This is a genomic window from Geodermatophilus sp. SYSU D00867, from assembly GCF_054050315.1.
In genome coordinates this window covers 13,097-35,925 of sequence record NZ_JBJGZC010000019.1, presented here as the reverse complement: position 1 = coordinate 35,925, position 22,829 = coordinate 13,097, and the positions used below count along the sequence as shown (strand labels likewise).

Annotated in this window: 28 protein-coding genes; 16 read left to right on the top strand and 12 right to left on the bottom strand. The window is 75.9% G+C overall.

Features of this window, described 5'->3' with window-relative positions; all coding sequences use genetic code 11:
• Positions 1-3: 3 nt before the first annotated feature.
• Positions 4-609 (top strand): dTDP-4-dehydrorhamnose 3,5-epimerase family protein, encoded by a 606-nt coding sequence (locus tag ACI8AK_RS17785; protein ID WP_387990178.1) that lies wholly within the window; start codon positions 4-6, stop codon positions 607-609.
• On the opposite strand, the gene ACI8AK_RS17780 is transcribed toward ACI8AK_RS17785, so the two are convergent.
• On the bottom strand, positions 606-971 hold the full coding sequence (locus ACI8AK_RS17780) for a S24 family peptidase (RefSeq protein WP_456903354.1): 366 nt from the start codon (positions 969-971) through the stop codon (positions 606-608). The two genes, ACI8AK_RS17785 and ACI8AK_RS17780, sit on opposite strands and share 4 nt — an antisense overlap.
• A gap of 50 nt (positions 972-1,021) precedes the next feature.
• Here ACI8AK_RS17780 and sodN point away from each other — a divergent pair, with 50 nt between their 5' ends.
• The 5 genes from sodN to ACI8AK_RS17755 all read left to right on the top strand — a co-directional run bounded on the left by sodN (position 1,022) and on the right by ACI8AK_RS17755 (position 4,476).
• Positions 1,022-1,426 carry a superoxide dismutase, Ni gene (gene sodN, locus ACI8AK_RS17775; protein WP_456903353.1) on the top strand — a complete coding sequence of 135 codons (405 nt, stop codon included), beginning with the start codon at positions 1,022-1,024 and terminating at the stop codon, positions 1,424-1,426.
• 241 nt (positions 1,427-1,667) lie between these two features.
• Positions 1,668-2,357: a phosphatidylserine decarboxylase gene (locus ACI8AK_RS17770; protein ID WP_456957322.1), complete on the top strand. Its 690-nt coding sequence runs from the start codon at positions 1,668-1,670 to the stop codon at positions 2,355-2,357.
• Between the two features lie 10 nt (positions 2,358-2,367).
• On the top strand, positions 2,368-3,198 hold the full coding sequence (gene pssA, locus ACI8AK_RS17765) for a CDP-diacylglycerol--serine O-phosphatidyltransferase (protein ID WP_456903352.1): 831 nt from the start codon (positions 2,368-2,370) through the stop codon (positions 3,196-3,198).
• Positions 3,195-3,686: an N-acetyltransferase family protein gene (locus tag ACI8AK_RS17760; protein ID WP_456957320.1), complete on the top strand. Its 492-nt coding sequence runs from the start codon at positions 3,195-3,197 to the stop codon at positions 3,684-3,686. Before pssA ends, ACI8AK_RS17760 begins: the two co-directional genes overlap by 4 nt.
• A gap of 4 nt (positions 3,687-3,690) precedes the next feature.
• Positions 3,691-4,476 carry an HAD-IIA family hydrolase gene (locus ACI8AK_RS17755; protein WP_387990193.1) on the top strand — a complete coding sequence of 262 codons (786 nt, stop codon included), beginning with the start codon at positions 3,691-3,693 and terminating at the stop codon, positions 4,474-4,476.
• 11 nt (positions 4,477-4,487) lie between these two features.
• On the opposite strand, the gene ACI8AK_RS17750 is transcribed toward ACI8AK_RS17755, so the two are convergent.
• A complete protein-coding gene (locus ACI8AK_RS17750) occupies positions 4,488-4,961 on the bottom strand; it encodes a hypothetical protein (protein ID WP_456957318.1) in 474 nt (157 codons plus the stop codon).
• 81 nt (positions 4,962-5,042) lie between these two features.
• Here ACI8AK_RS17750 and ACI8AK_RS17745 point away from each other — a divergent pair, with 81 nt between their 5' ends.
• Together ACI8AK_RS17745 and ACI8AK_RS17740 are read left to right on the top strand one after the other, a co-directional pair.
• Positions 5,043-6,065, top strand: a complete 1,023-nt coding sequence (locus ACI8AK_RS17745) for a diacylglycerol/lipid kinase family protein (protein ID WP_387990198.1) — start codon at positions 5,043-5,045, stop codon at positions 6,063-6,065.
• A 304-nt stretch (positions 6,066-6,369) separates the two neighbouring features.
• Positions 6,370-6,618 carry a WhiB family transcriptional regulator gene (locus ACI8AK_RS17740; protein WP_387990201.1) on the top strand — a complete coding sequence of 83 codons (249 nt, stop codon included), beginning with the start codon at positions 6,370-6,372 and terminating at the stop codon, positions 6,616-6,618.
• A gap of 144 nt (positions 6,619-6,762) precedes the next feature.
• Here the strand turns inward: ACI8AK_RS17740 and ACI8AK_RS17735 are convergent, their stop codons facing one another.
• Positions 6,763-8,262, bottom strand: a complete 1,500-nt coding sequence (locus ACI8AK_RS17735) for a sensor histidine kinase (RefSeq protein WP_387990204.1) — start codon at positions 8,260-8,262, stop codon at positions 6,763-6,765.
• A 43-nt stretch (positions 8,263-8,305) separates the two neighbouring features.
• Between ACI8AK_RS17735 and ACI8AK_RS17730 the strand changes: the two genes are divergently transcribed.
• A complete protein-coding gene (locus ACI8AK_RS17730; protein WP_387990206.1) occupies positions 8,306-8,812 on the top strand; it encodes a GNAT family N-acetyltransferase in 507 nt (168 codons plus the stop codon).
• 6 nt (positions 8,813-8,818) lie between these two features.
• Here ACI8AK_RS17730 and ACI8AK_RS17725 read toward each other — a convergent pair whose 3' ends face one another.
• On the bottom strand, positions 8,819-10,381 hold the full coding sequence (locus tag ACI8AK_RS17725; protein ID WP_387990209.1) for a WS/DGAT/MGAT family O-acyltransferase: 1,563 nt from the start codon (positions 10,379-10,381) through the stop codon (positions 8,819-8,821).
• A gap of 111 nt (positions 10,382-10,492) precedes the next feature.
• On the opposite strand from ACI8AK_RS17725, the gene ACI8AK_RS17720 reads away from it, so the two are divergent.
• Positions 10,493-11,287 (top strand): esterase/lipase family protein, encoded by a 795-nt coding sequence (locus ACI8AK_RS17720; RefSeq protein ID WP_456903422.1) that lies wholly within the window; start codon positions 10,493-10,495, stop codon positions 11,285-11,287.
• A gap of 16 nt (positions 11,288-11,303) precedes the next feature.
• Here ACI8AK_RS17720 and ACI8AK_RS17715 read toward each other — a convergent pair whose 3' ends face one another.
• Positions 11,304-11,528 carry a biotin/lipoyl-binding carrier protein gene (locus tag ACI8AK_RS17715; RefSeq protein ID WP_387990214.1) on the bottom strand — a complete coding sequence of 75 codons (225 nt, stop codon included), beginning with the start codon at positions 11,526-11,528 and terminating at the stop codon, positions 11,304-11,306.
• A gap of 63 nt (positions 11,529-11,591) precedes the next feature.
• Entirely contained in the window at positions 11,592-12,641 is a 1,050-nt protein-coding gene (locus ACI8AK_RS17710) for a biotin carboxylase N-terminal domain-containing protein (protein ID WP_387990217.1), read from the bottom strand.
• Positions 12,642-12,807: 166 nt separating this feature from the next.
• Here ACI8AK_RS17710 and ACI8AK_RS17705 point away from each other — a divergent pair, with 166 nt between their 5' ends.
• Positions 12,808-12,882 carry a 50S ribosomal protein bL37 gene (locus ACI8AK_RS17705; RefSeq protein ID WP_014377707.1) on the top strand — a complete coding sequence of 25 codons (75 nt, stop codon included), beginning with the start codon at positions 12,808-12,810 and terminating at the stop codon, positions 12,880-12,882.
• A 134-nt stretch (positions 12,883-13,016) separates the two neighbouring features.
• Here the strand turns inward: ACI8AK_RS17705 and rsrA are convergent, their stop codons facing one another.
• Positions 13,017-13,355 (bottom strand): mycothiol system anti-sigma-R factor, encoded by a 339-nt coding sequence (gene rsrA / locus ACI8AK_RS17700; RefSeq protein ID WP_456957317.1) that lies wholly within the window; start codon positions 13,353-13,355, stop codon positions 13,017-13,019.
• A complete protein-coding gene (locus ACI8AK_RS17695) occupies positions 13,352-14,068 on the bottom strand; it encodes a sigma-70 family RNA polymerase sigma factor (RefSeq protein ID WP_387990223.1) in 717 nt (238 codons plus the stop codon). The genes rsrA and ACI8AK_RS17695 overlap by 4 nt, the downstream gene beginning before the upstream one ends.
• Before the next feature lie 220 nt (positions 14,069-14,288).
• Here ACI8AK_RS17695 and ybaK point away from each other — a divergent pair, with 220 nt between their 5' ends.
• Entirely contained in the window at positions 14,289-14,762 is a 474-nt protein-coding gene (gene ybaK, locus ACI8AK_RS17690) for a Cys-tRNA(Pro) deacylase (RefSeq protein ID WP_387990226.1), read from the top strand.
• An 80-nt stretch (positions 14,763-14,842) separates the two neighbouring features.
• Here the strand turns inward: ybaK and ACI8AK_RS17685 are convergent, their stop codons facing one another.
• Complete coding sequence (locus ACI8AK_RS17685) at positions 14,843-16,339, bottom strand: fused MFS/spermidine synthase (RefSeq protein WP_387990229.1); 1,497 nt, start codon at positions 16,337-16,339, stop codon at positions 14,843-14,845.
• A gap of 74 nt (positions 16,340-16,413) precedes the next feature.
• Positions 16,414-17,160, bottom strand: a complete 747-nt coding sequence (locus tag ACI8AK_RS17680; RefSeq protein WP_456903420.1) for an SOS response-associated peptidase — start codon at positions 17,158-17,160, stop codon at positions 16,414-16,416.
• A 146-nt stretch (positions 17,161-17,306) separates the two neighbouring features.
• Between ACI8AK_RS17680 and ACI8AK_RS17675 the strand changes: the two genes are divergently transcribed.
• The 4 genes from ACI8AK_RS17675 (at position 17,307) to ACI8AK_RS17660 (ending at position 21,560) form a co-directional block, all read left to right on the top strand.
• Complete coding sequence (locus tag ACI8AK_RS17675) at positions 17,307-18,770, top strand: NAD-dependent succinate-semialdehyde dehydrogenase (protein WP_387990235.1); 1,464 nt, start codon at positions 17,307-17,309, stop codon at positions 18,768-18,770.
• Between the two features lie 50 nt (positions 18,771-18,820).
• Positions 18,821-20,101 (top strand): 3-phosphoshikimate 1-carboxyvinyltransferase, encoded by a 1,281-nt coding sequence (gene aroA / locus ACI8AK_RS17670; protein ID WP_456957315.1) that lies wholly within the window; start codon positions 18,821-18,823, stop codon positions 20,099-20,101.
• Positions 20,102-20,241: 140 nt separating this feature from the next.
• A complete protein-coding gene (gene rsgA, locus ACI8AK_RS17665) occupies positions 20,242-21,114 on the top strand; it encodes a ribosome small subunit-dependent GTPase A (protein WP_456957313.1) in 873 nt (290 codons plus the stop codon).
• A gap of 14 nt (positions 21,115-21,128) precedes the next feature.
• Positions 21,129-21,560: a VOC family protein gene (locus ACI8AK_RS17660; protein ID WP_456957311.1), complete on the top strand. Its 432-nt coding sequence runs from the start codon at positions 21,129-21,131 to the stop codon at positions 21,558-21,560.
• Here the strand turns inward: ACI8AK_RS17660 and ACI8AK_RS17655 are convergent.
• Complete coding sequence (locus tag ACI8AK_RS17655; protein ID WP_456957309.1) at positions 21,557-22,183, bottom strand: hypothetical protein; 627 nt, start codon at positions 22,181-22,183, stop codon at positions 21,557-21,559. The two genes, ACI8AK_RS17660 and ACI8AK_RS17655, sit on opposite strands and share 4 nt — an antisense overlap.
• 94 nt (positions 22,184-22,277) lie before the next feature.
• Positions 22,278-22,814: a DUF2087 domain-containing protein gene (locus ACI8AK_RS17650; RefSeq protein ID WP_387990250.1), complete on the bottom strand. Its 537-nt coding sequence runs from the start codon at positions 22,812-22,814 to the stop codon at positions 22,278-22,280.
• Positions 22,815-22,829 lie beyond the last annotated feature (15 nt).

Here is a 22,829-nt window from a genome sequence, read left to right as displayed (position 1 = left end):
CCCGTGGAGATCCGAGAACTCGCCGTCCCGGACAGCTACGTCCTCGACCTGGTGCCGCACGGGGACGACCGGGGGCGGTTCACCGAGTGGTACCGCGCGGACGTGCTCGCCGCCGCCACCGGGTGGGCGCTGCCGCTGGCCCAGGCCAACCACAGCGTCTCGGCGCGCGGCGTGCTGCGCGGCGTGCACTTCGCGCTCGTGCCGCCGGGGCAGGCCAAGTACGTGTACTGCCCGGCGGGACGGGTGCTCGACGTCGTCGTCGACGTCCGGGTCGGCTCGCCCACCTTCGGCGTCTCCGACGCCGTCCTGCTCGAGGCGGAGCAGCCGCGCGCGGTCTTCCTCGCCGAGGGCCTCGGCCACGCCTTCCTCTCCCTCGAGGACGGCTCGTCGGTCACCTACCTGGTCTCCTCGGGCTACTCCCCGGGCCGCGAGTTCGGCGTCTCGCCGACGGACCCCGAGCTCGGCCTGCCGTGGCCGGACGACGTCGAGGTCCGGCTCTCCGACAAGGACCGGGCCGCGCCCACCCTGGCGCAGGCCCGCGAGCAGGGCATCCTGCCGACGATGGAGGAGTGCCGCGCCTGGTACGCGCAGCGGCGCGCCGGGGCCTAGCCGGCGGGGGCCGCGGCCAGCCGGCCGGGGCGCGGGTGCAGCCGGAGGACGACCCGGCCCACGGCGACCGCGGGCCCGTAGGCCCGGCTGTCGTCGGTCACCAGCGGGTTGTCCCCGCGGACGTCGACGGCGCCGCCGTCGAGCAGCCGGTGCACCCGCTTGACCACCAGCAGGTCCGGGCGGGCCGGGAAACGGGCCAGCACGACGTCGCCCACCCGGGCCCGGCCGCGCCGCAGCCGGCGGACCAGCAGCCGGTCACCGTGCCGGACCGTCGGCGTCATCGAGGGGCCGGTGACCCGCGCGAGGACCCACACCGCGGGCAGCGGCGGGACGGGACGCTCGCCCGTGTGAGGGGTGATCACCGCGAGTAGGGTCGCAGACGACCAGATCCCGCGACATCGGAGGTAGGCACATGCTGCTCAGCCGCGTGTTCGCCGCCATGGAGGCCACCGCGCACTGCGACCTCCCGTGCGGCGTGTACGACCCGGCCCAGGCCCGCATCGAGGCGGAGTCCGTCAAGGCCATCCAGGAGAAGTACCAGGCCAGCGACGACGAGGTCTTCAAGCAGCGCTGCGTGCTCATCAAGGAGCAGCGCTCGGACCTGGTGAAGCACCACCTGTGGGTCCTGTGGACCGACTACTTCAAGCCGCCGCACTTCGAGAAGTACCCGCAGCTGCACGAGCTGTTCAACAAGGCCACCAAGCAGGCCGGCGCCGCGGGCGGCAAGGGCAGCATGGACCCGGCCGAGGGCCAGAAGCTCCTCGACTACATCGCCGAGATCGACCGGATCTTCTGGGAGACCAAGGCCGCGGCCTGAGTCGCGCAGCACGACCCGACGGCCGGTGGGCACCCCGCCCACCGGCCGTCGCCGTCCCCGGGACGCGACGGGTCCCGTCGCGCCCGCCGGTCCGCACGCCGCCACCCCCGGACCGGACGAGGGGCCGGTCCCGACGGCCGGTCGACGTCGCCACTCCCGCGAGCCGACGCCGCGACCCGCCCACCGGCCTCCCCGGCGGGTGGACGGGCCGCCCGGCCGCCCCCGGTACCGTCGGACCTCGATGCGCATCGACCGGGCCGGGTGGCCCTTCATCACCGGACCCCTGGCCCCGGCCGCGCTGCTGGCCGCTGCCGGCGCGGCCCGCGGGCGCCGCTCGGCGCGGCTCGCCGCGTGGCCGTTCCTCGCCCTGTCGGCCTACATGGTCCTGTTCTTCCGCGACCCCGAGCGCGCCTGCGACCGCGAGGAGCCGCCGGCCGACGTCGTCCTCTCCCCCGCCGACGGCGTGGTGATGGTCGCCGGCGAGCCGCAGGAGGGGGTCGCGCCCCAGCCCGAGCCCGAGGGCGGGTGGCAGCAGGTCAGCGTCTTCCTCTCGGTGGTCGACGTGCACGTCAACCGCTCGCCCTACCGCGGCGAGGTCGTCGAGAGCTCCTACCGCAAGGGCAGCTTCCTGGCCGCCTACCGCGCCGAGTCGGCGCACCGCAACGAGCGCAGCGAGCTGTGGCTGCGCGAGGACCACCCGGAGGGCGAGCGCACCGTCGTCTTCCGGCAGCTGGTCGGCGTGCTGGCCCGCCGCATCGTCACGCGCACCGGCGTCGGCCGGCGGCTGGCCACCGGCGAGCGCTTCGGCCTGATGAAGTTCGGCTCGCGGATGGACGTCTTCGTCCCGGCCGGCTGCACGCTCACCGTGCGGAAGGGGCAGCGGGTGCGCGGCGGGGAGACCGTCATCGCCCGCTGGCCCGCCGCGCGCTGAGGGGCCCGCGGTGCCCAGTACCGCCTCGGGAGAGGGGCGGCCGACCCCCACGCGGCGCACGGCCACGGTCGAGTTCGTCCGCGGGTCGGTGCGCGGCAGCCGCCGACGCGCGCTGGCGACCCTGCCCAGCCTGTTCACCCTGGGCAACATGATGTGCGGCTTCGCCGCCATCCTCGTGTCCATCCGCGGCCAGTACACGCTCGCCGCGGTGCTCATCGGCCTGTCGGTGCTGTTCGACATCACCGACGGCGCCGTCGCCCGGCTGGTCGGCGCGGTGAGCGCCTTCGGCCTGCAGTTCGACTCGCTGGCCGACCTGGTGTCCTTCGGCCTGGCCCCCGCGCTGCTGGCGTTCACGCTGTTCTCCGAGGGCCGCGACGAGTGGGATCCGCTGGGCTGGGTCGTGTGCTTCCTCTGGGTGGCGTGCGCCGCGATCCGGCTGGCCCGCTTCAACACCACCATCGACCCGACGGCGGACAAGCGGTACTTCACCGGCATGCCCAGCCCCGGCGCGGCCGGCGTCGTGCTGGCCTCGGTGTTCGCCTTCGGCGACCAGATGCAGGGCCGCGACCGGCTGTGGGTGCTGCTCATCGTGGCCGTCCCGGCGCTGCTCATGGTCAGCACCGTCCGGTTCCGCTCGTTCCGCTCGCTGGTCAGCCCGAAGAGCGGCCGGCCCTACGGCCTGGTCGCCGCGGCGGTCGCGCTGGTGATCGGCTTCGCCACCGTCCCCGTCGTCACCGGCTGCGTGCTCGCCTACGGCTACCTGCTGGCGCCGGTCCTGGTCCCCCTGCTGTCCCCCCTCGCCCGGCTGGTGCCGGCCCGCCTCCGTGAGGTGCTGACGTGACGGTCCGCCCGATCCGTCCCGACGACGTCCCCGCCGTGGTCGGCCTGGTGCGCGAGCTCGCCGAGTACGAGAAGGCGGCGCACGAGGTGCGGCTCACCGAGGAGCAGCTGCACACCGCGCTGTTCGGCGACTCCCCCGCGCTGTTCGGGCACGTCGCCGAGCGCGACGGCGCCGTCGTCGGGACCGCGCTGTGGTTCCTCAACTTCTCCACCTGGCGCGGCACGCACGGGATCTACCTCGAGGACCTCTACGTGCAGCCGCGGCACCGCGGCAGCGGCCTCGGCCGGGAGCTGCTGCGCACCCTGGCCGCCACCTGCGTCGAGCGCGGCTACGACCGGCTGGAGTGGTCGGTGCTCGACTGGAACGAGCCCTCGATCACGTTCTACCGGGCCGCCGGCGCGGTCCCCATGGACGAGTGGACGGTGTTCCGGCTCACCGACCGGGCACTGGCCGGTTTCGCGGCCGACCGGCGCGATGCGGCAGGCTGACGCGGTGACCATCGAGCGCGGCCCCGCGGAGTGCTGGCTGACCGACATGGACGGCGTCCTCGTGCACGAGGGCCAGGCCCTCCCGGGCGCCGCCGAGTTCCTCGCCCGGCTGGTGGACCAGGACCGCCGCTTCCTCGTCCTGACCAACAACTCGATCTTCACCCCGCGCGACCTGTCCGCCCGGCTGTCGCGCTCGGGCCTGCAGGTGCCCGAGACCTCCATCTGGACCTCGGCCCTGGCGACGGCGGACTTCCTGTCCACCCAGCTGCCCGGCGGCTCGGCCTACGTCATCGGCGAGGCGGGGCTGACCACCGCCCTGTACGAGGCCGGCTACACCCTCACCGACACCGACCCGGACTTCGTCGTCCTCGGCGAGACCCGCACCTACTCGTTCGAGGCGATCACCCGGGCGATCCGGCTGATCGGCACCGGCGCGCGGTTCATCGCCACCAACCCCGACGTCACCGGGCCCTCGCCGGAGGGGCCGCTGCCGGCCACCGGGTCGGTCGCCGCGATGATCACCGAGGCGACCGGCGCCAAGCCCTACTTCGTCGGCAAGCCCAACCCGATGATGTTCCGCAGCGCGATGAACCGGATCGACGCGCACTCGGAGAGCACGGTGATGATCGGCGACCGGATGGACACCGACGTCGTCGCCGGCATCGAGGCGGGCCTGGAGACGATCCTCGTGCTCACCGGCTCGACCACCGCCGCCGACGTCGGCCGCTTCCCGTTCCGGCCCAGCCGGGTCCTCGACTCGATCGCCGACGTCGTCGACCTCGTGGTCTAGCGCCCGGTCGTCTAGCGGTCCAGGAAGGCCAGCCGCGCCTCGGGCGTGAACAGCAGGTACAGCTCGGCGACCGCCAGCACGATCAGCGGGATGCCCAGCAGCGGCTGGCCGCCGGGGAACGCGGTGCTGTAGCCGAACAGACCGAGCAGGATCTGCAGGACGACGACCGGTCCCCGCGCCCACCCCGACAGCCGCCGCAGGCCCACGGCGGCCGCGGCCAGGACGGCGCCGAAGATGCCGACGTAGACCACCTCGGCCAGCGCGCGGGCCACGCTGTCGGGGTCGCTGGTGAGGGTCAGCCACAGGATGACCAGCGCCCCGCCGATCAGCAGGGCCGCCTCGATCGCGGCCACCAGCGCCGCCCGGACGACCGCGGGCGGGGCCTCCGGCCGACCCGGCCGCGGCGGTCGGGCGGAGGGCTGCGCGGCGCCGCCGAGGAGCCGCTCGGCCCGGCTGGGGCGGCGGCTCGCGTCCTCGTCCGTCACAGGAGCGAGGCTACGCGTCACCGGTCACGCGAGGCCCCGTCCGTGCCCGTCGGGCGGCCGGGTGCTGGCTAGCCTGACCCCATGCGTGCGCTCGTGGTGGCCAACCCCGCGGCGACGACGACCACCGGGCGGGTCCGGGACGTGCTGGTCGGCGCGCTGGCCAGCGAGCTCAAGGTGGACCTCGCCGAGACGACCCACCGCGGGCACGCCCGGGAGCTGGGCCGGCAGGCGCTGGCCGACGGGATCGACGTCGTCGTCGCGCTCGGCGGGGACGGCACCGTCAACGAGGTGGTCAACGGCCTGCTGGCCGACGGGCCGGGTGAGCACGTGCCGACGCTGGCCGTCGTCCCCGGCGGCTCGACCAACGTCTTCTCCCGGGCCCTGGGCCGCTCCCGCGACCCGGTCGAGGCCACCGGCGAGATCCTCGACTCGCTGCGCGCCGGGCGCACCCGCCGCGTCTCCCTCGGCACCGCCAGCGCCACCGGCACCAGCACCGCGCCCGCGCGCGGGGTCGACCCGGGCGTCGCGACCGCCGTCGCCGAGGTCGACGCCGCGGCCGACCCCGGCTGGACCGACCCGCGCTGGTTCGTCTTCGCCGCCGGCCTGGGCTTCGACGCCGACGTCATCGCCCGGGTGGAGGCGCAGCGGGCGCGCGGCCGCCGCTCCACCGGGGCGCTCTACGTCCGGGAGGCCACCCGCGCGTTCGTCCTCGGCCGCGAGCGCCGCCGTCCCGCCGTGACGCTGTGCGTCCCGGGCTCGCCCGACCTCGACGGGCTGTTCCTCTGCCTGGTGTCGAACGTCAGCCCGTGGACCTACCTGGGCTCCCGGCCGGTCAACCCGAGCCCCGAGGCCTCCTTCGAGGCGGGCCTCGACGTGTTCGCCCTGGGCCGGATGGGCGTGCTGCGGATGCTGCACACCACCCGGCAGGTGCTGGCCCGCCGCCCCGACGCGCGCGGCCGCGGCGTGCACCGCCTGCACGACCTGGCCGGCTTCGAGCTGCGGGCGTCGCGCCCGCAGGGCTGGCAGCTCGACGGCGACCACCTCGGGACGGCGACCGGGCTGCGCGTGCGGTCGGTGCCGTCGGCGCTCTCCGTCATCGCCTAGCGCGCGGAACCCCCACGGCGCCCGGAGGACACGCCTCGGGACCTGTGTCGTGCACCACCGCGCCACCGAGTGGCGCCCCTAGCACGCCCGTGGTGAGCTTGCTCACGAGGGGTCGACCCAGGGCCCCGGTGCGCTTGACACGAGTTCCTCAGGTGAAAACATCGCGAGAGGAACGCAACCTGCCGGTAACAAGCGGTGGGCGGTCGCTGGAACGAGGCGCTGGGCAACCGGTGTCGCGCCCGCGCATGCGGCCCGATGTCAGCGATCTGCGAGCAATGTAGTCGACACCGAGGAGTGCACAGACATGGACTGGCGCCACCGCGCGCTCTGCCGGGACGAGGACCCGGAGCTGTTCTTCCCCATCGGGACGACCGGCCCCGCCCTCGTGCAGATCGAGCAGGCGAAGGCGGTCTGCCGTCGCTGCTCGGTCGTCGAGTCCTGCCTCGACTGGGCTCTGCGCTCGGGTCAGGACTCCGGCGTGTGGGGCGGGCTGTCCGAGGACGAGCGGCGTGCTCTCAAGCGCCGTCAGTCCCGCACCCGCGTCCGCGCCTGACACAGCAGTTGCCGGCACCCGCCGGCCGAGCAACGGCGCGAGGCCGGTCCCCCGGGCGGGGACCGGCCTCGCGCCGTTCCGGCGACGACGTCTGCCTGCCGGCCGACACCGCGACGGGCACTCCCTGACGGCGGGGTGCCCCGCCTAACGGCGGGGGTGCCCCGCCCCGGGCAGCTCGAGGACCACCTCGGTGCCCGGCCGGCCGGGACCCGGCGGCTCCTCCGGCGTCCGCATGAGCAGCGACCCGCCGAGCTCGCTGCTCACCAGCGTCCGCACGATCTGCAGGCCCAGGCCGTCGCTCCCCGCCGGGTCGAACCCCTCCGGCAGCCCCTGGCCGTCGTCGCGGACGCGCACCACCAGGTCGTCGCCGTCGCGCTCGGCCACCAGCTCGATCGAGCCGGGCTGACCGTCGGCCGGGAAGGCGTGCTCGGCGGCGTTGTGCAGCAGCTCGGTGACCGCCATGACCAGCGGCGTCGCGGTGGCCGCGGGCAGCTCGCCGAAGGCGCCCACCCGCCGGGTGCGCGCCGCCGGGCCGATCGAGGTGAGGTCGCCGAGCATCGGCAGCACCTGGTCGAGCACGTCGTCGACGTCGACCACGTCCTCCCGGCTGCCCGCGAGCGTCTCGTGGACGACGGCGATCGAGGCCACCCGCCGCACCGACTCCTCCAGCGCCGCCCGCGCGGCCGGCTCGGTCATCCGCCGGGCCTGCAGCCGCAGCAGCGCGGCGACCGTCTGCAGGTTGTTCTTCACGCGGTGGTGGATCTCGCGGATCGTCGCGTCCTTGGTCAGCAGCGCCCGGTCGCGGTCGCGCAGGTCGGTGACGTCCCGGACCAGCACCAGCGCGCCCTCCTCGGCGCCCGGCGCCTGCAGCGGCAGCGCGCGCACCAGCAGCGTCGCCGACCGCCCCACGACGTCGGTCGGGTCGGGGAACCGCCCGGCCACGGCGGCGGCGATGGTGGCCGCCACCGCCTCCCCCGCCACCCGGTCCGACGACGCCGCCCGCGTCACCTTCGCCAGGTCCGTGCCGAACAGGTCGCCGGTCACCCCGAGCCGCCGGTAGGCCGACAGGGCGTTGGGGCTGGCGTAGACGGCGCGGCCGGCCGCGTCCAGGCGGACCAGCCCGTCCCCCACCCGCGGGCTCATCTCGGCGTCGAGCAGCTTCTCCGGCGGGAAGGTGCCGGCCGAGACCATGAGGCAGAGGTCGGCGGCGATGTCGAGGTAGGTCAGCTCCAGCGTCGACGGCGACCGGGTCACCGCGAGGTTGGTGTCCTTGGCCAGCACCGCGACGACGACGCCGTCGTGCCGCACCGGGATGACCTCGCGCCGCCGCGGGCTGGCGCCGGACCAGTCCGGCTCCCCCTCGGTCACCGGCCGGCCCTCGCGGTGCGCCAGCCGGAACGGGTCGGCGTCGGGGCCGTCGGCCTCGCTGCCGACCAGGTCCTCGGGCTGGCTGGTCGGCGCGGTGAGCGGGCGCACCTGGGCCACGCACCACCACGCGCCGGTGCGCAGCGGCACCCACAGGGTGAGGTCGGCGAAGGCCAGGTCGGCCAGCAGCTGCCAGTCGGCCACCAGGCGGCGGGCGTGGTCGACCTGCGACGGGGCGGTCGCCGCGCCGCGGTGCAGGCGCTCGGAGAGGGTGCTCATCGGTCCCGAGGGTAGGTCGGGCGCCCGCCTAGGCTGGGCACCCGTGGCCGCACCGTCCCTCGTCCCCCCGCCCGTGACCGTCGACGACGCCGTCCCCGCCGACTGGCCGGCCATCGCGGCGCTGACCGTCGGCGTCTACCGGGACGAGCGGCTGGCCTCCGACGAGTACCTGCCGCAGCTGGCCGACGTCGCGGGCCGCGCCTCCCGGTCGCAGCTGGTGGTCGCCCGTGACGGGGACCGGGTCGTCGGCGCGGTGGCGCTGGTCCTCGACGGCGACTTCGGGGAGATCACCGAGTCGCCGCAGGAGGCGGCGTTCCGGATGCTCGTCGTCGCCCCGGAGGCGCGCGGCCGCGGCGTCGGGGAGCTGCTGGTCACCGAGTGCCTGCGCCGGGCCCGCGCGGCCGGCAAGCGGCGGATGCTGCTCTCGACCGACCCGGTGATGGCCGCCGCGCACCGGCTCTACGCCCGGCTCGGCTTCACCCGGCTGCCCGAGCGGGACTGGGCGCCGCGACCCGGCATCGACCTGCTGGTCTACGCCCGCGACCTCTGACCGGCTTCAGCGCCGGGCGCGGGCCGGGCCGCTGCGGGACCGGGCGGGACGGCGCGGTGCGGGCGCGGCCGCCTCCGGCGCGGGCACCTGCACGCCGGCCGCGGCGGCGAGGGCGTCCAGGTCGTCGAGGATGTCGCGGAGCAGCACGTCGACGTCCGGGAGCAGCTCGGCGCACGACACCAGGCCCCAGTCCAGGCGGTCGAGGTAGCTCTGCACCGTGATGTTGAGGCCCTGCCCCTCGACGATCGTCGAGACCGGGAAGTAGTGCTCCAGCCGCGCGCCCGCGGCGTAGAGCGGCGTGCGCGGACCCGGCACGTTGGAGATGACGAGGTTGCCCGGGCTCAGGCGGGAGCCCAGCCGCAGCCGGGCGCTGAGCCGCATCGCCCGCGCGAAGACCGCCGGCGGCGGGAACTCGGCGAAGTCGGTGAGCCGCTCGGCGGGCAGCGCGGAGAAGATCTCCTTGCTGCTGCTCATCGCCTCGTGCACGCGCCGGACCCGGCGGACGGGGTCGGGCTCGTCGGTCGGCAGGACGGCCGAGAGCATCGACACCCGGTTGGTCCAGCGGTCGGTCTCCTCCCCCGTCCGCACGGAGACGGGCACCAGCGCCACCAGCGGGTCCGACGGCAGCGCCCCGCGCCGGTCCAGCCAGGTGCGCAGGCCACCGGCGCAGGCGGCCATGACGACGTCGTTGACGGTGGCGCCCAGCGCGGTCTTGACCTGCTTGACGACGTCGAGCGACGTCGACCGGATGGCGAGCTTCCGGTGCGGGGTGATGGGCCCGTTGAACGGCGTGCGCGGCGGCCGGACGCTGGGCACCGGCGGCGGCTGGTCGGGTTCCTCGGGGCGGTGCCGGCCGAGGTTGAGCACGGTGCCCAGCGGCCCGCGCAGGCTGCGGCGGACGTCGTTCGCCGCGCGGACCAGCACCGGGTTGCGCGTGGCCCGGCCGATCTCGCGGGCGCTCCACGCGGCGAGCAGCACCCCGCGCGCCGGCTTGCGGGCGAGGCCGAGCGCCCCGCGCGCGAGCATCTCGAGGTCCCCGGGCGGCCGCTCCGGCGTCCACGGTCCGGCCTCGGGCGGCGTCCGGCTGCCCTCGGGGGTGTCGTCGAGCATCAGCGTCATCAGCTCCACGCCCGAGGCCCCGTCGATGGTGGCGTGGTGGACGATCGTCAGGACGGCGAAGCGGCGGTCGGCCAGGCCCTCGATGACGTAGGACAGCCACAGCGGCTTGCGCCGGTCCAGGGGCCGGGAGACCAGGCGCGCGGCCAGCGCGGCGAGCTGGTCGTCGCTGCCGGGCGGCGGGACGGCCGTGTGCCGGACGTGGAAGTCCAGGTCGAAGGCCGGGTCGGCGATCCAGTACGGGTGGTCCAGGCCCAGGGGCACCTCGACCAGGCGCCGGCGCAGCGGCTCGAGCAGGTGCAGCCGCTGCTCCAACTGCGCCCGCCACGCGTCGTAGGGCCGGTAGTCGGGGTCGTCCGGGCGGGAGTAGATGGACAGGCTCGAGACGTGCCCGAACTGCGCGGACGTCTCGAGGTGCAGGAACGTCGCGTCCAGGCCCGACAGCTGCTTCACGTCCGCTGGCCTCCTCGGGGGGACGGCGGGGTGCCGCGCCCCGGCCGTGTGGATCAGTGTGTCAGGGGTCACACTCTCCTGCACCGGACCGTCGAGGAGCGAGGACCCGACATGCAGACGACGGCGCACCCCTCCCGGACACCGGACCGGGAGGCTCCCCCGTGGATCGGGGCGTCCCCGGTGGCGGCGCTGCTCGCCGCGCAGCGGCCGTGGCGCGAGGCGGCGGCACTGGCCCGCTCCCCGGTGTGGCGGGGGCACGGCGTCCCGCCCGGCGGCGGCCTGCCGGTCCTGCTGGTGCCCGGCTTCCTCGCCGGGGACCCGTCGCTGTCGGTGCTGGAGCGCTGGCTGCGCGCCCGGGGCTACCGGACGTGCACCTCGCAGATCCGGGTCAACGTGGACTGCACCCGCCTGGCGGTGGAGCGCCTGGAGCGCCGCCTGGTCGAGTTCACCGACCGGACGGGCCGGCCGGCGGCGGTCGTCGGCCAGAGCCGGGGCGGGCTGTTCGCCAAGCTCGTGGCGATGCGCCGGCCCGACCGGGTCGCCGGGATCGCCACGCTCGGCAGCCCGAACGTCGACCACATGGCGATCAACCCGTTGGTGGCCGCGCAGGTGCGGCTGGTCGCCGCGCTGGGCAGCGCGGGGATGCCCGGGCTCTTCCGCGACGACTGCCTGGACGGCGGGTGCGCCGGGGAGCTGGCCGAGGACCTGGCCCGCCCCTTCCCCGCCGGGGTGCCGTACCTCTCGGTCTACTCGCGCAGCGACTGGGTCGTCGACTGGCACGCCTGCCTGGACCCCGACGCCGAGAACGTCGAGGTCGACTCCAGCCACGTCGGCATGAGCGTGCACCCGGGGGTGTACCGGCTGCTCGGGGACCGCCTGGGCGAGCTGGCCCACCGGGCGACCTGAGCCCGCCGGACGGCGGTCAGGCGTCGGCGACGGTGGCGATGAGGTCGCCCTCCTGCAGCACCTCGCCCTCGACGACGTGCAGCTCCTGCACGACGCCGGCGCGCTCGGTGAGCACGGGGATCTCCATCTTCATCGACTCGAGGATCACCAGGGTGTCCCCCGCGGAGACCTCGCTGCCCGGGCTCACCAGCACCTTCCAGACGCTGGAGACCATCTCGGCGTGGATCTCCTCGACTGCCACGCGGCACCTCCTCGCTGAGCGGAGCCCCCATCCAAGCACGGGCCCCCGGGACCCGGCCGTCGCTCACGAGCCGGGCGCGAGGTCCCCCTCGGCCAGCCGGTGCAGCACCGCGCAGACCTCCTCGCCGTCGTGCGGGACGCCGGTCTCGGGCAGCCCGGACAGCGCGGCGGCGGCCGCCCGCGCGGCGGTGGCGGTGTCGGGCGCCCCGGCGCTCACGGTGGCCAGCAGAGCGTCGTACCAGCCGTCGAGCCGGTCGCCCGGGTCGTAGCCGCTGACCGCGACCACCTCCGTCCGCCCGGCCGTGCCACGCAGCCGGCCCGCCGAGGGCAGGGTGCCGGTCACCCGGCCGGCCCGACCCGGCGGCAGCGTCGAGCGCAGCTGGACGGCGACCGCGGCCCGCGGTGGGTGCTCGTCGGGGCTGCGGCGGCGCGGCGCGCGGCGGCCCACCGCCGCGGCCAGCGCGAGGTCGACCGCGTCCACCCGGTGCGCCCGCTCGAGCACGGCCATGTCGAGCGAGAAGCCGGCCGCGACCTCCCCCAGCTCGCCGTCCTCGGCGACGCCGACGGTGACCAGCCCGCGCCAGCCGACCTCGGCCAGCCGCTTGGCGCCGGGCGGCACGTCGCCGGTGGGGTCGGGCGTCCAGGACACCCGGGCGATGCCCGCCGCCCGGTCGCGGGCGACCGCCGTCGGGAAGCGCAGCCCGTCCTCGGTGACGACGGCGAGCAGGCCGTGCTCGCTGGCCGGCTCCACGCCGTCGCCGCCGAGCCGCTCGAGCACCTCGGCGGGCGGGCCGACCCAGGTGAGCCCCGCGGCGGCGACCTCCCCGGCCAGCGCGGCGTTGCCGGCCAGCGCCGGCGGCACGGGCAGCACGGCGCGGGCGCCGCTGCGGCGGGCGGCCTCCACGATCCGGTCGACGGCGAGGTAGGACTCCGCCGCGGGCGCCGGGCCGAGCAGCACCGCGTCGTCGGCCAGGCGCACGTGCCGGGCCGAGCGCTCGGCCTCGGAGTAGACGGCCACCGACTTCACGTCGAGCCGGGAGCAGGCCGCGATGACCGCGCACGCCGCGGGTCCCCGCCCCGCCACGAGCACGCTCTCGATCCCGTGCTGGGCCACGCTCTCCGGCCTCCCGTCCCCGCGCCGGGCCGTCCGCCCGGTCTCCCTGCCATCGTGCCCCGCACCGCCGACACCCACGCCACCGGGCGGGGGCCTCCTCACCCGCTGTGGGACCCTGGGTACGACCTCGGACACTCCGGACCACGACGACGAGAGGAGGGCAGCGATGTCCAAGCGTGGACGCAAGCGGCGCTCCCGCAAGGGGAACAAGGCCAACCACGGCAAGCGCCCCAACGCCTGAGGACGGCCCTGACGGGCCGGACACGACGACGCCCCGCACCCGGAGGACCGGGGCGGGGCGTCGTCGTCGGTACGGGGTCGTCGGTACGGGGTCGTCGGTACGGGGTCGTCGGTACGGGGTCGTCGGTACGGGTGTCAGTCCTGCTCGGACCAGTCGGTCCGGACGACCTCGGTGCGGACCCTCTCCACGCTGATCTGCGTGCCGCCCTCCTCGAAGGAGACGGTGGTCAGCTGCATCTTGATCCGATCACGCAGGCCCGACGGCGTCGGGTCACCGCCGCAGCGGCGGCGGACCAGCGCCTTGAACTCCTGCTCGATGCCGAACTGCCGCAGACACGGGGAGCAGTCCTCGAGGTGCTCGGCGATGACGGCGCGGCGGGCGTCGTCGGTCTCGCGGTCGAGGAACTCGAAGACGTGCGACAGGACGTCGTCGCACGAGGTGATCTCGGCCGGACGCTCCTGCTCGGTGCTCACGACCGCCCCTCCTCACCGGCTCCGGCGCGGACGAACCCGCGCTCACGGGCGTAGTCGGCCAGCAGCTTCTGCAGGCCCCGCCGGCCACGGTGCAGCCGGGACATCACCGTGCCGATGGGCGTGCCCATGATCTCGGCGATCTCCTTGTAGGCGAAGCCCTCGACGTCGGCGAGGTACACCGCCAGCCGGAAGTCCTCGGGCAGCTGCTGCAGGGCCTCCTTGATGTCGGAGTCCGGCAGGTGGTCCAGCGCCTCGATCTCGGCCGAGCGCAGCCCGCTGGAGCTGTGCTCCTCGGCCGCGTACAGCTGCCAGTCCTGCACCTGGTCGGTGGGGTACTGCTGCGGCTGCCGCTGCTTCTTGCGGTAGCTGTTGATGTAGGTGTTGGTCAGGATCCGGTACAGCCAGGCCTTGAGGTTCGTGCCCTCGGCGAACTGGTGGAACGCGGAGTAGGCCTTGACGAACGTCTCCTGGACCAGGTCCTCGGCGTCGGCGGGGTTGCGGGTCATCCGCAGCGCCGCCGGGTAGAGCTGGTCGAGGTAGGGCAGCGCGTCCCGCTCGAAGCGGGCGTCGCGCTCCGCGCGGGTCTCGGCGACCTCGGTGCGGCTGCCCCCCTCGCGGGCCTCGGGCACCTCCACCGGAGCCCCGACCACCTGCTCGCGCGGGGTCTCGACCGGCTCGACGGCGGGGTTCCCGCCCGGGGTCTCCTCAGGCACCGACCGTCCTCTCTGCGGCGCCCGGAGGCGGGCTGCCACGTCGGTCGATCCTAGTCGCGCGGCGTCGGGCCGGCCCGGGGGCCGCCGGCGCGGGGCCCGCGTGCGGGCGCTGGAGACGGTGCTGCTCACGATCCCTGCAACGGCGCCCGCCGGGAGGCTCATTCCCCGGCCGCGGGAAGTCGGCGGCGGTCCGCGCGACCGCTGGATACAGTCCCCCGCCGTGGCGGCGACCCCCGCGGTGCGGGCCCTGGAGAAGGCCGGGGTGGCGCACACCCTGCACCCCTACGACCCCGAGCACCCCGGCGACCAGGGCCACGGCGAGGCCGCGGTGGCCGCCCTCGGCGCCGACCCGCGCCAGGTGTTCAAGACGCTGGTCACCCGCGTCGACGGCACGCTCACCGTCGCCGTCGTCCCGGTGAGCGGCACCCTCGACCTCAAGGCACTGGCCGCCGCGGCGGGCGGGCGCAAGGCGGCGATGGCCGACCCGGCCGACGCCGAGCGCACCACCGGCTACGTCCTCGGCGGGATCAGCCCGCTCGGCCAGCGCAAGGCGCTGCCCACCGTGGTCGACGACTCGGCGCTGGGCTTCGCGACGGTGATGGTCAGCGCCGGCCGGCGCGGGCTGCAGGTGGAGCTGCCGCCGGCCGACCTGGTCCGCCTGACCCGCGCCCGCACCGCCCCGATCGGCCGCTGAGGTCCCGCGATCACGGCGCCGTGACCACGATCCGGCCCCGCGGAGTGGTCGCGGCGCCGTGATCGCGGAGAACTCACCGACTACGAGCCGGGGGCGCCGTAGGGGGTGAGCAGCTGGTCGACCGGCGCGGCGTCGTCGGTGAGCACCTGCGCGTCGCCCGCGAGGGCGGCCACCTCCCCGTCCGAGGCGACCTGCCAGGCGGAGTCCTGCGCCAGCAGCGCCCCCGCCAGCGCGGCCTCGTCCAGCGGCCGGTGCGAGGCGACCGCGACGACGTTGCCGCCGTCCTCTCCGGCCAGCACCGGGGCGCGGGCGAGCAGCAGCACGTGCGGCCACACCGCGCGCATCGTGGCCAGCTCCGCGCGGACGAAGCCCAGCGGCGGGTGGTCGATGAGGTTGGCGACGTACACGCCGTCGTCGGTGAGCGCCCGCTCGACCAGCTCCAGCGCCTCCACGGTGGTCAGCTGCCACGGCACCGACAGGCCGCCGAAGGCGTCGCCGACGACGAGGTCGCGGGTGCCGGCGGGCTCGGCGGCCAGCCCCACGCGGGCGTCGCCGACCCGCACCCGCAGCTGCTGCGAGGTCTCCAGGCCCAGCTGCTCACGGTCGATCGCGACGACGCCGGGGTCGACCTCGAGCACCAGGCTCTCGGTGCCGGGACGCACCTCGGCGAGGTAGCGCGGCACCGTCGCGCCGCCGCCGCCGAGGTGCAGCGCCGACAGCGGCTGCCCCGCGGGGGCCAGGACGTCGGTGACCGCGGCGATCGCCCGGACGTACTGGAACTCCAGGTACGTCGGGTCGGCGAGGTCGACGTAGCTGTGCCGCAGCGTGTCCAGCACCAGCACCCGGCCGGTCTCCCGCTCGGGGTCGGCCACCACGCGGGCGCAGTGGTAGGAGGTCTCCTCCTCGCACGGCGTCGGCGCGACCGCCGCCAGCAGCGACCCGGCGACGGCGAGCAGCAGCAGCGCCGTCGGCACGCGCCCCGCCCCACCCGGCGACCGGCGCCGGAGCAGCAAGAACACGGCGACGCCGGCGACGACGGTCACGAGCCCGGTGCCGACGAGGATGCCGCTGCTGGGGAAGACCGCGACGAGCACGAAGCCGGTGGCGAAGGTGGCCGCGATCCCGCCGAGCGTGCCGATGCCCGACAGCTTCCCGACCACCGACCCGGTCTCGGCCAGGCTGGCCAGCTGCAGCTTCACCACCATCGGCGGCACCGCCGACAACAGCGTCGCGGGCACCACGATGGCGACGGCGGCCAGCAGCAGCACGGCCCCGGCGTCGGGACCGGTGAGGAACGACCCGGTGAAGCGCACCAGCGGCAGGACGGCGATCACCAGCGCCCCGCCGGCGACCAGCAGCGGCGCGATCAGCCCGCGCGGGTCGCGGCGGTCGGCGGTGGCGCCCCCGGCCCAGGCGCCGACCGCGATCGCGGCCAGCGCGAAGCCGATGACCGCGGTGTTGGTCTGCAGCGTGATGCCCACGTAGGGGGCGATCAGCCGCAGCCCGACGATCTCCAGCACCAGCACCGCGCCGGAGGCGAGGAAGGTGACCCCGGCGGCCACCCAGCCGGGCAGCACGGGCCCGGTGGGCGTCTCGGCGGGCGGGTCGGACGGGACGACGGCGGACGCGCGCTCGCTCAGGGGACGGCTCCTCAGAAGAGCGCGGGCTGGTCGGCCGGGGCGCTGGTGCCCTCGACGCGGGCGACCAGTTCGGCGCCGTTGTTGCGGACGTTGTTCACCGCGGGGCTCACCGGGCGCAGCTCCAGCCCCTCGACCAGCGACGGCGGGGTCGGCTCCACCAGCGCCTCGACGTCGTCGCGGGCCGGGTCGAGCCAGTCGGCCCAGCGCTCGCGCGGCAGCACCAGCGGCATCCGGTCGTGGATCTCGGCGAGCGCGCCGACGGCGGGCGCGGTGACCACCGTGCAGGTGTAGAGCCGGTCCTCGCCCTTGCCCCACACCTCGTAGAGCCCGGCCATGGCCAGCACCGACCCGTCGGCGGGGGTGATGAAGAACGGCTGCTTGCCGGGCGAGTCGAGCTTCCTCTGCCACTCGTACCAGCCGTCGGCCGGGACCAGGCACCGGCGGGAGCGGGCGGCCGAGCGGAAGGCCGGCTTCTCGGTGAGCGACTCGACGCGGGCGTTGAGCAGCCGGTTGCCGACCGAGACGTCCTTGGCCCAGGAGGGCACCAGGCCCCAGCGGACGGAGCGCAGCTCGCGGTGCCCGGCGCCGGTGGGGCTGCCCTCCGGGTCGCGCTCGCGCTTGGTGCGGACCACGTAGACGTCCTTGGTCGGCGCGACGTTGTAGTCGGCCCGCAGCGGCTCCTGCCCCTCCGCGGGGACTGCCTCGAACTCGACGACGAGGTCCTCGGGACGGCGGGTGGCGGCGTAGCGACCGCACATGGCTGGTCCTCCCCGGCTGTCGGGCCGGCCCGGGACGGGCCCGCGGGACCGACTCTAGGCGGGACCGGGGACAGCGGGAGTGCCCCGCCGGACCCCGGGTAGGCCCGGGGTGCAGACCCCGGCGAGCAGAGACGAGGATCACGCGCGTGACCGCGACCCAGAACCCCCCGCAGCAGCAGCCGAAGACCGCGAGCGAGTCCGCCGAGCGGCGCTACGCGACGGTCGACCCCTTCACCGGGGAGACCGAGAAGGAGTTCGACTTCACGCCCACCGAGGCCATCGACGGGATCATCGGGACCGCGCACGCCGCCTACCAGGAGTGGCGGCAGCGCACGGTCGAGGAGCGCGCCGGTGTCGTCCGCCGCGCGGCGGAGCTGATGGACGAGCGCCGCGACGAGCTGGCCGCGCTCGCCACGAAGGAGATGGGCAAGCGCCGCGAGGAGGCCGCCGGCGAGCTGTTCCTGTGCTCGATGATCCTCAACTACTACGCCGACAACGGCCCGGCCTTCCTGCAGCCCACCCCGATCCAGCCGCTGCTGGGCAAGGGCGAGGCCGTCGTCGAGACGCAGCCGGTGGGCGCGCTGCTGGCCATCGAGCCGTGGAACTACCCCTACTACCAGGTCGTCCGCGTGGCCGGCCCGAACCTCGTGCTCGGGAACACCGTGATCCTCAAGCACGCCGAGATCGTCCCGCAGTGCGCGCAGGCCATCGAGCAGCTGTTCACCGACGCCGGCGCCCCCGAGGGCGTCTTCACCAACACCTTCCTGCGCATCGCCGACGTCGAGCAGGTCATCGCCGACCCGCGCATCGCGGGCGTGACCCTGACCGGCAGCGAGCGCGCCGGCAGCGCGGTGGGCGCCCTGGCCGGCAAGCACCTGAAGAAGTCGGTGCTCGAGCTCGGCGGGAGCGACCCGTTCATCGTCCTGGACGCCGAGAACGTCGGCGCCACGGTCAAGGCCGCGACCACCGGCCGGATGCAGAACACCGGCCAGGCGTGCATCGCCGCCAAGCGGCTGATCGTCACCGAGGACGCCTACGAGCCGTTCGTCGCCGGCCTGCGGCAGGCGTTCTCCACCTTCTCCCCCGGCGACCCGGCGGACCCGGACACGACGCTGGCGCCGCTGTCGTCGGAGCAGGCCGCGAAGGACCTGCACGCCCAGATCCAGGACGCCGTCGACAAGGGCGCCACCGTGCTCGCCGGTGGTGGCCGCCCCGACCTGCCGGGCGCGTTCGTCGAGCCGACCCTGCTGACCGACGTGACGCCCGAGATGCGCGCGTACCACGAGGAGCTCTTCGGGCCAGCCGCCGTCGTCTACAGGGTCAAGGACGCCGACGAGGCCGTCGCCCTCGCCAACGACAGCGTCTACGGGCTCGGCGCGACCGTGATGAGCAGCGACCTCGACCGCGCGCGGGCGGTGGCCGAGCGGATCGAGGCCGGGATGGTCTGGATCAACCAGCCCACCGGCTCCTCCCCCGAGCTGCCCTTCGGCGGGATCAAGCGGTCGGGCTACGGCCGCGAGCTCTCCGAGCTGGCGATGTTCGAGTTCGCCAACCGGCGGCTCCTGCGCACCGTGCCGGCCAAGAAGGCCGAGAAGCCGCAGGCCGGCTAGGGCGGGCCGAGCGTGAGCGGCGTCGTCCGGACCGGGCAGGATGGTCCCCCGTGAGCCAGGTCTGGACGACGCCGCACCGCCCGACCCCCGTGGACGCGGTCGTCCCGCTGCCCGGGTCCAAGTCGATCACCGCGCGGGCGCTGGTCCTCGCGGCGCTCGCCGACGGCCCGAGCCGCGTCGTGCGCCCGCTGCGGGCCCGCGACACCGACCTCATGGCCGCCGGCCTGCGCGCGCTCGGCGTCGGGATCGCCGAGGACGGCGCCGACTGGCTGGTCACCCCCGCGCGGCTGCGCGGCCCGACGGAGGTCGACGCCGGGCTGGCCGGCACCGTGCTGCGCTTCCTGCCGCCGGTGGCCGCCCTCGCCGACGGCCCGGTCCGGCTCGACGGCGACCCGCGGCTGCGCGAGCGCCCGAACGCCGGGCTGATCGCCGCGCTCCGCGACCTCGGCGTCGAGGTCGACGACGGCGGCCGCGGCCGGGCGCCGTTCACCGTGCACGGCACCGGCGCGGTCCGCGGCGGGGCGGTGACCGTCGACGCGAGCGAGTCCTCGCAGATCGTCTCGGGGCTGCTGCTGGCCGCCGCCCGGTTCACCGACGGGATCGACCTCGCCCTGGCCGGCGGGGTGCCGTCGATGCCGCACGTGGAGATGACCGTCGCCGCGCTGCGCGAGCACGGCGCCGACGTCGTCGCCACCGACCGGGGCTGGCGGGTCGCCCCCGGCCCGCTCGCGGCGCTGGACCGCGTCGTCGAGCCCGACCTGTCCAACGCCGCGCCCTTCCTCGCCGCGGCGCTGGTCACCGGCGGGCGGGTCACCGTGCCCGACTGGCCGGCGGCCACCACCCAGCCCGGCGCGCAGCTGGACGCGCTGCTGGGCGCGATGGGCGCCGAGGTCGAGCGGACGCCGGACGGCCTGCGGGTCACCGGCACCGGCCGCATCGCCCCGCTGGTCGCCGACCTGGGCGACGTCGGCGAGCTGACCCCGGTGCTCGCCGCGCTGTGCGCGCTGGCCGACGGGCCCTCCCGCCTGACCGGCATCGCCCACCTGCGCGGCCACGAGACCGACCGCATCCAGGCCCTCGACGAGGTGCTCACCGCCGTCGGCGCCCGCGTGCGCCAGCTGCCCGACGGCCTGGAGGTCGAGCCGGGCCCGCTCCGGGCGGCGCTGCTGGACTCCTACGCCGACCACCGCATGGTGCACGCCGCCGCCGTCCTCGGCCTGGCCGTCGACGGCGTGCGGGTCTCCGGGCCCGAGGCGGTCACCAAGACGCTGCCGGACTTCCGCGAGCGCTGGACGGGCATGCTCGCCGCGACCGCGGGGGTGGCCTCCTGAGCCGCCGCCACGACAGCCGCTCGGACGAGGACGACGTCCGGGTCCGGCCCAACCGGCGCGGCTCCCGCCCGCGCACCCGCACCCGGCCGGCGCACGCCGACGCCGTCCCCGGCCTGGTGATCGCGGTCGACCGCGGCCGGATGACCGTCCGGATCCCCGGTCCCGACGGCGCCCCGCTCGAGGTGACCGCGATGCGCGCCCGGGAGCTGGGGCGGCACGGCGTCGTCGTCGGGGACCGGGTGCGGCTGGTCGGCGACACCAGCGGCCGGCCCGACGCCCTCGCCCGGATCGTCGTCATCGAGGAGCGGACGACGTCGCTGCGGCGCACCGCCGACGACACCGACCCCACCGAGCGGGTCGTGGTGGCCAACGCCGAGCAGCTCGTCGTCGTCACGTCGGTGACCGACCCCGACCCGGCGCTGGGGTTCCTCGACCGCTGCCTGGTGGCCGCCTACGCCGGCGGGCTGGAGCCGCTGTTCTGCCTGACCAAGACCGACCTGGCCAGCCCGCAGGCGCTGCTGGACCGGTACGCCGGGCTGGACGTCGGCGCGGTGGCGGTGTCCCGGGAGACGCCGCTGGACCCGCTGCTCGAGCGGCTGGAGGGGCGCACCAGCGTGTTCGTGGGCCAGTCGGGCGTGGGCAAGTCGACCCTGGTGAACCGGCTGGTGCCCGAGGCCGGCCGGGCCACCGGCGAGGTGACGAAGATCGGCAAGGGGCGGCACACGTCGTCGTCGGCGGTGCTGTTCGACCTGCCCGGCGGCGGCACGATCGTCGACACCCCCGGCATCCGCTCCCTGGGCCTGGCGCACGTCACCGCCGACGACGTCGTCGCGGCCTTCGACGACCTCGCCGAGGCCGCCGTCGACTGCCCGCCCGGGTGCGGGCACTCCGCCGACGACCCCGACTGCGCGCTGGACGCCTGGGCGGCCGACGGCCCGCCCGGCCGCGCCGAGCGGCTGGCCAGCGTGCGGCGGCTGCTGGACGCCGTGGGCCAGCTCGGCCCCGGTCACTGAGGAGAGGAGCCTCCGTGGAGCAGCAGGTCCACTTCCTCACGCTGGCCACCGCCGACCTCGACGCCGCGCGACGGTTCTACGTCGAGGGACTCGGCTGGACGCCGCTGCTCGACGTGCCCGGCGAGATCGTCTTCTTCCAGGTCGCGCCGGGCACGGTGCTGGCCTTCTTCGAGACGGCGCAGTTCGCCCGGGACCTCGGCACCGGGCCCGCCCGGCCGGAGGTGTCCGGGCTGACACTGGCGCACAACGTCGGCGACCGCGACGCCGTCGCCGCGCTGTGCGAGCGGATGGCCGCCGCGGGCGGCACCGTGCTCACCCCGCCCGAGGAGGGTGCCTTCGGCGGCGTCTTCCACGCGCTGGTGCGCGACCCCAACGGTGTCGTCTGGGAGATCGGGCACAACCCCGGCTGGTCGGTCGACGCCGACGGGACCGTCCGGCTCGGCTAGCCCCGTCCGGGACGCGCGAACAGCCCGTCGGGCACCGGCTCGTCGACCGCCTCGATGCGCAGGTCGTGCGTCTCGCCCGCGTGGGTGCCGTCCAGCGCCTCCGCCCACACGCACACGCCGGTCCGCAGGTCGAGCCGGACGAGGTGCGCGCTCGGGTACTCCACGCCCTCCGGGACGCTCCCCCACTCGAGCTCGTCGACCCGGCGGCTGCGCAGCAGCGGGCAGCAGCCGCAGCGCGGCTCGTACCGGTCGGTGGGCACGACCAGCGCCTCCCAGGCCGGGCGGCCGGCGTGCTCGACCTCGCGCAGGCCGTCGACGGTCAGCGCCGGGCCGGCGGGCGCCCCGGTGTCCGGGTCGACGCCGTCGGCGAGCTCCCGCGGCCGCAGCTCGGCCACCCAGCGGTAGTCCTGCCACATCGGGTCCTCGCCCGCGCCGGCCTCCCGGACGACGCCGAGCAGCCGGCCGGCGGCGTCCTCGACCCGGAGCCGGTCCGGCCGGCGCAGCCAGGCGCGGACCGGCTCGGACCACGTCCACCCGCGGCGCCGGCGCTCGGTGAACCGCAGCGTCGTCCACCGGTCCGGGGAGGACCGGGCGAGCGCGCGGAAGGCGTCGGCGTCGGGCACGCGCGGCAGTGTGGTCCCCGGCCGGGGCACCTGTCCCGCGGACGGTCGTGCTCTGCCCACAGGGGTGTGCAGAGCACGAGCGTCGGCAGGAGGACTAGACGTCGACCCAGCCGCCGGTCCGCCAGTAGAGGCCGGCCTCTCGGGAGAGCAGCCCCTCGTCGACCAGGTAGCGGCGCAGCGCGGCGGTGTCGGGGTGCCAGACCGCCAGCAGCGCGTTGACCTCGCGCTCGGGATAGCGGACGCCGACGTCGAACACCCGCACCACGTGCTGGAGCACCAGGCGCCGCTTGCTCTGCTGCGCCGGGATGGTGGTCAGCCGGCCGTCGCGGATGAACGCGGCGAGCACCGCGGACTCGGCCGGGTCGTCCGACAGCGGCTCCGGCGCCGGTGCCGCCTCCGCCGCGGCGCGGGCGGCGGCGCCGAACCGGTCGGTCAGCAGCTCGAGGACGTGCCCGTCGCGGCGGACCAGCCCGGCCCGGGCGAGCCGGCGGGCGGCGAGCGCGACGTCCTTGAGCGACAGCCCCGAGGCCGCGGCGACGTCCTCGATCGTCCCGGCGCCCAGCGCCAGGGCCGCCACCACCTTCAGCCGCGTGGGGTCGGCCAGGAGCCCCACGATCGTCGCCGCGTCCATCCCCTCGACGGTATC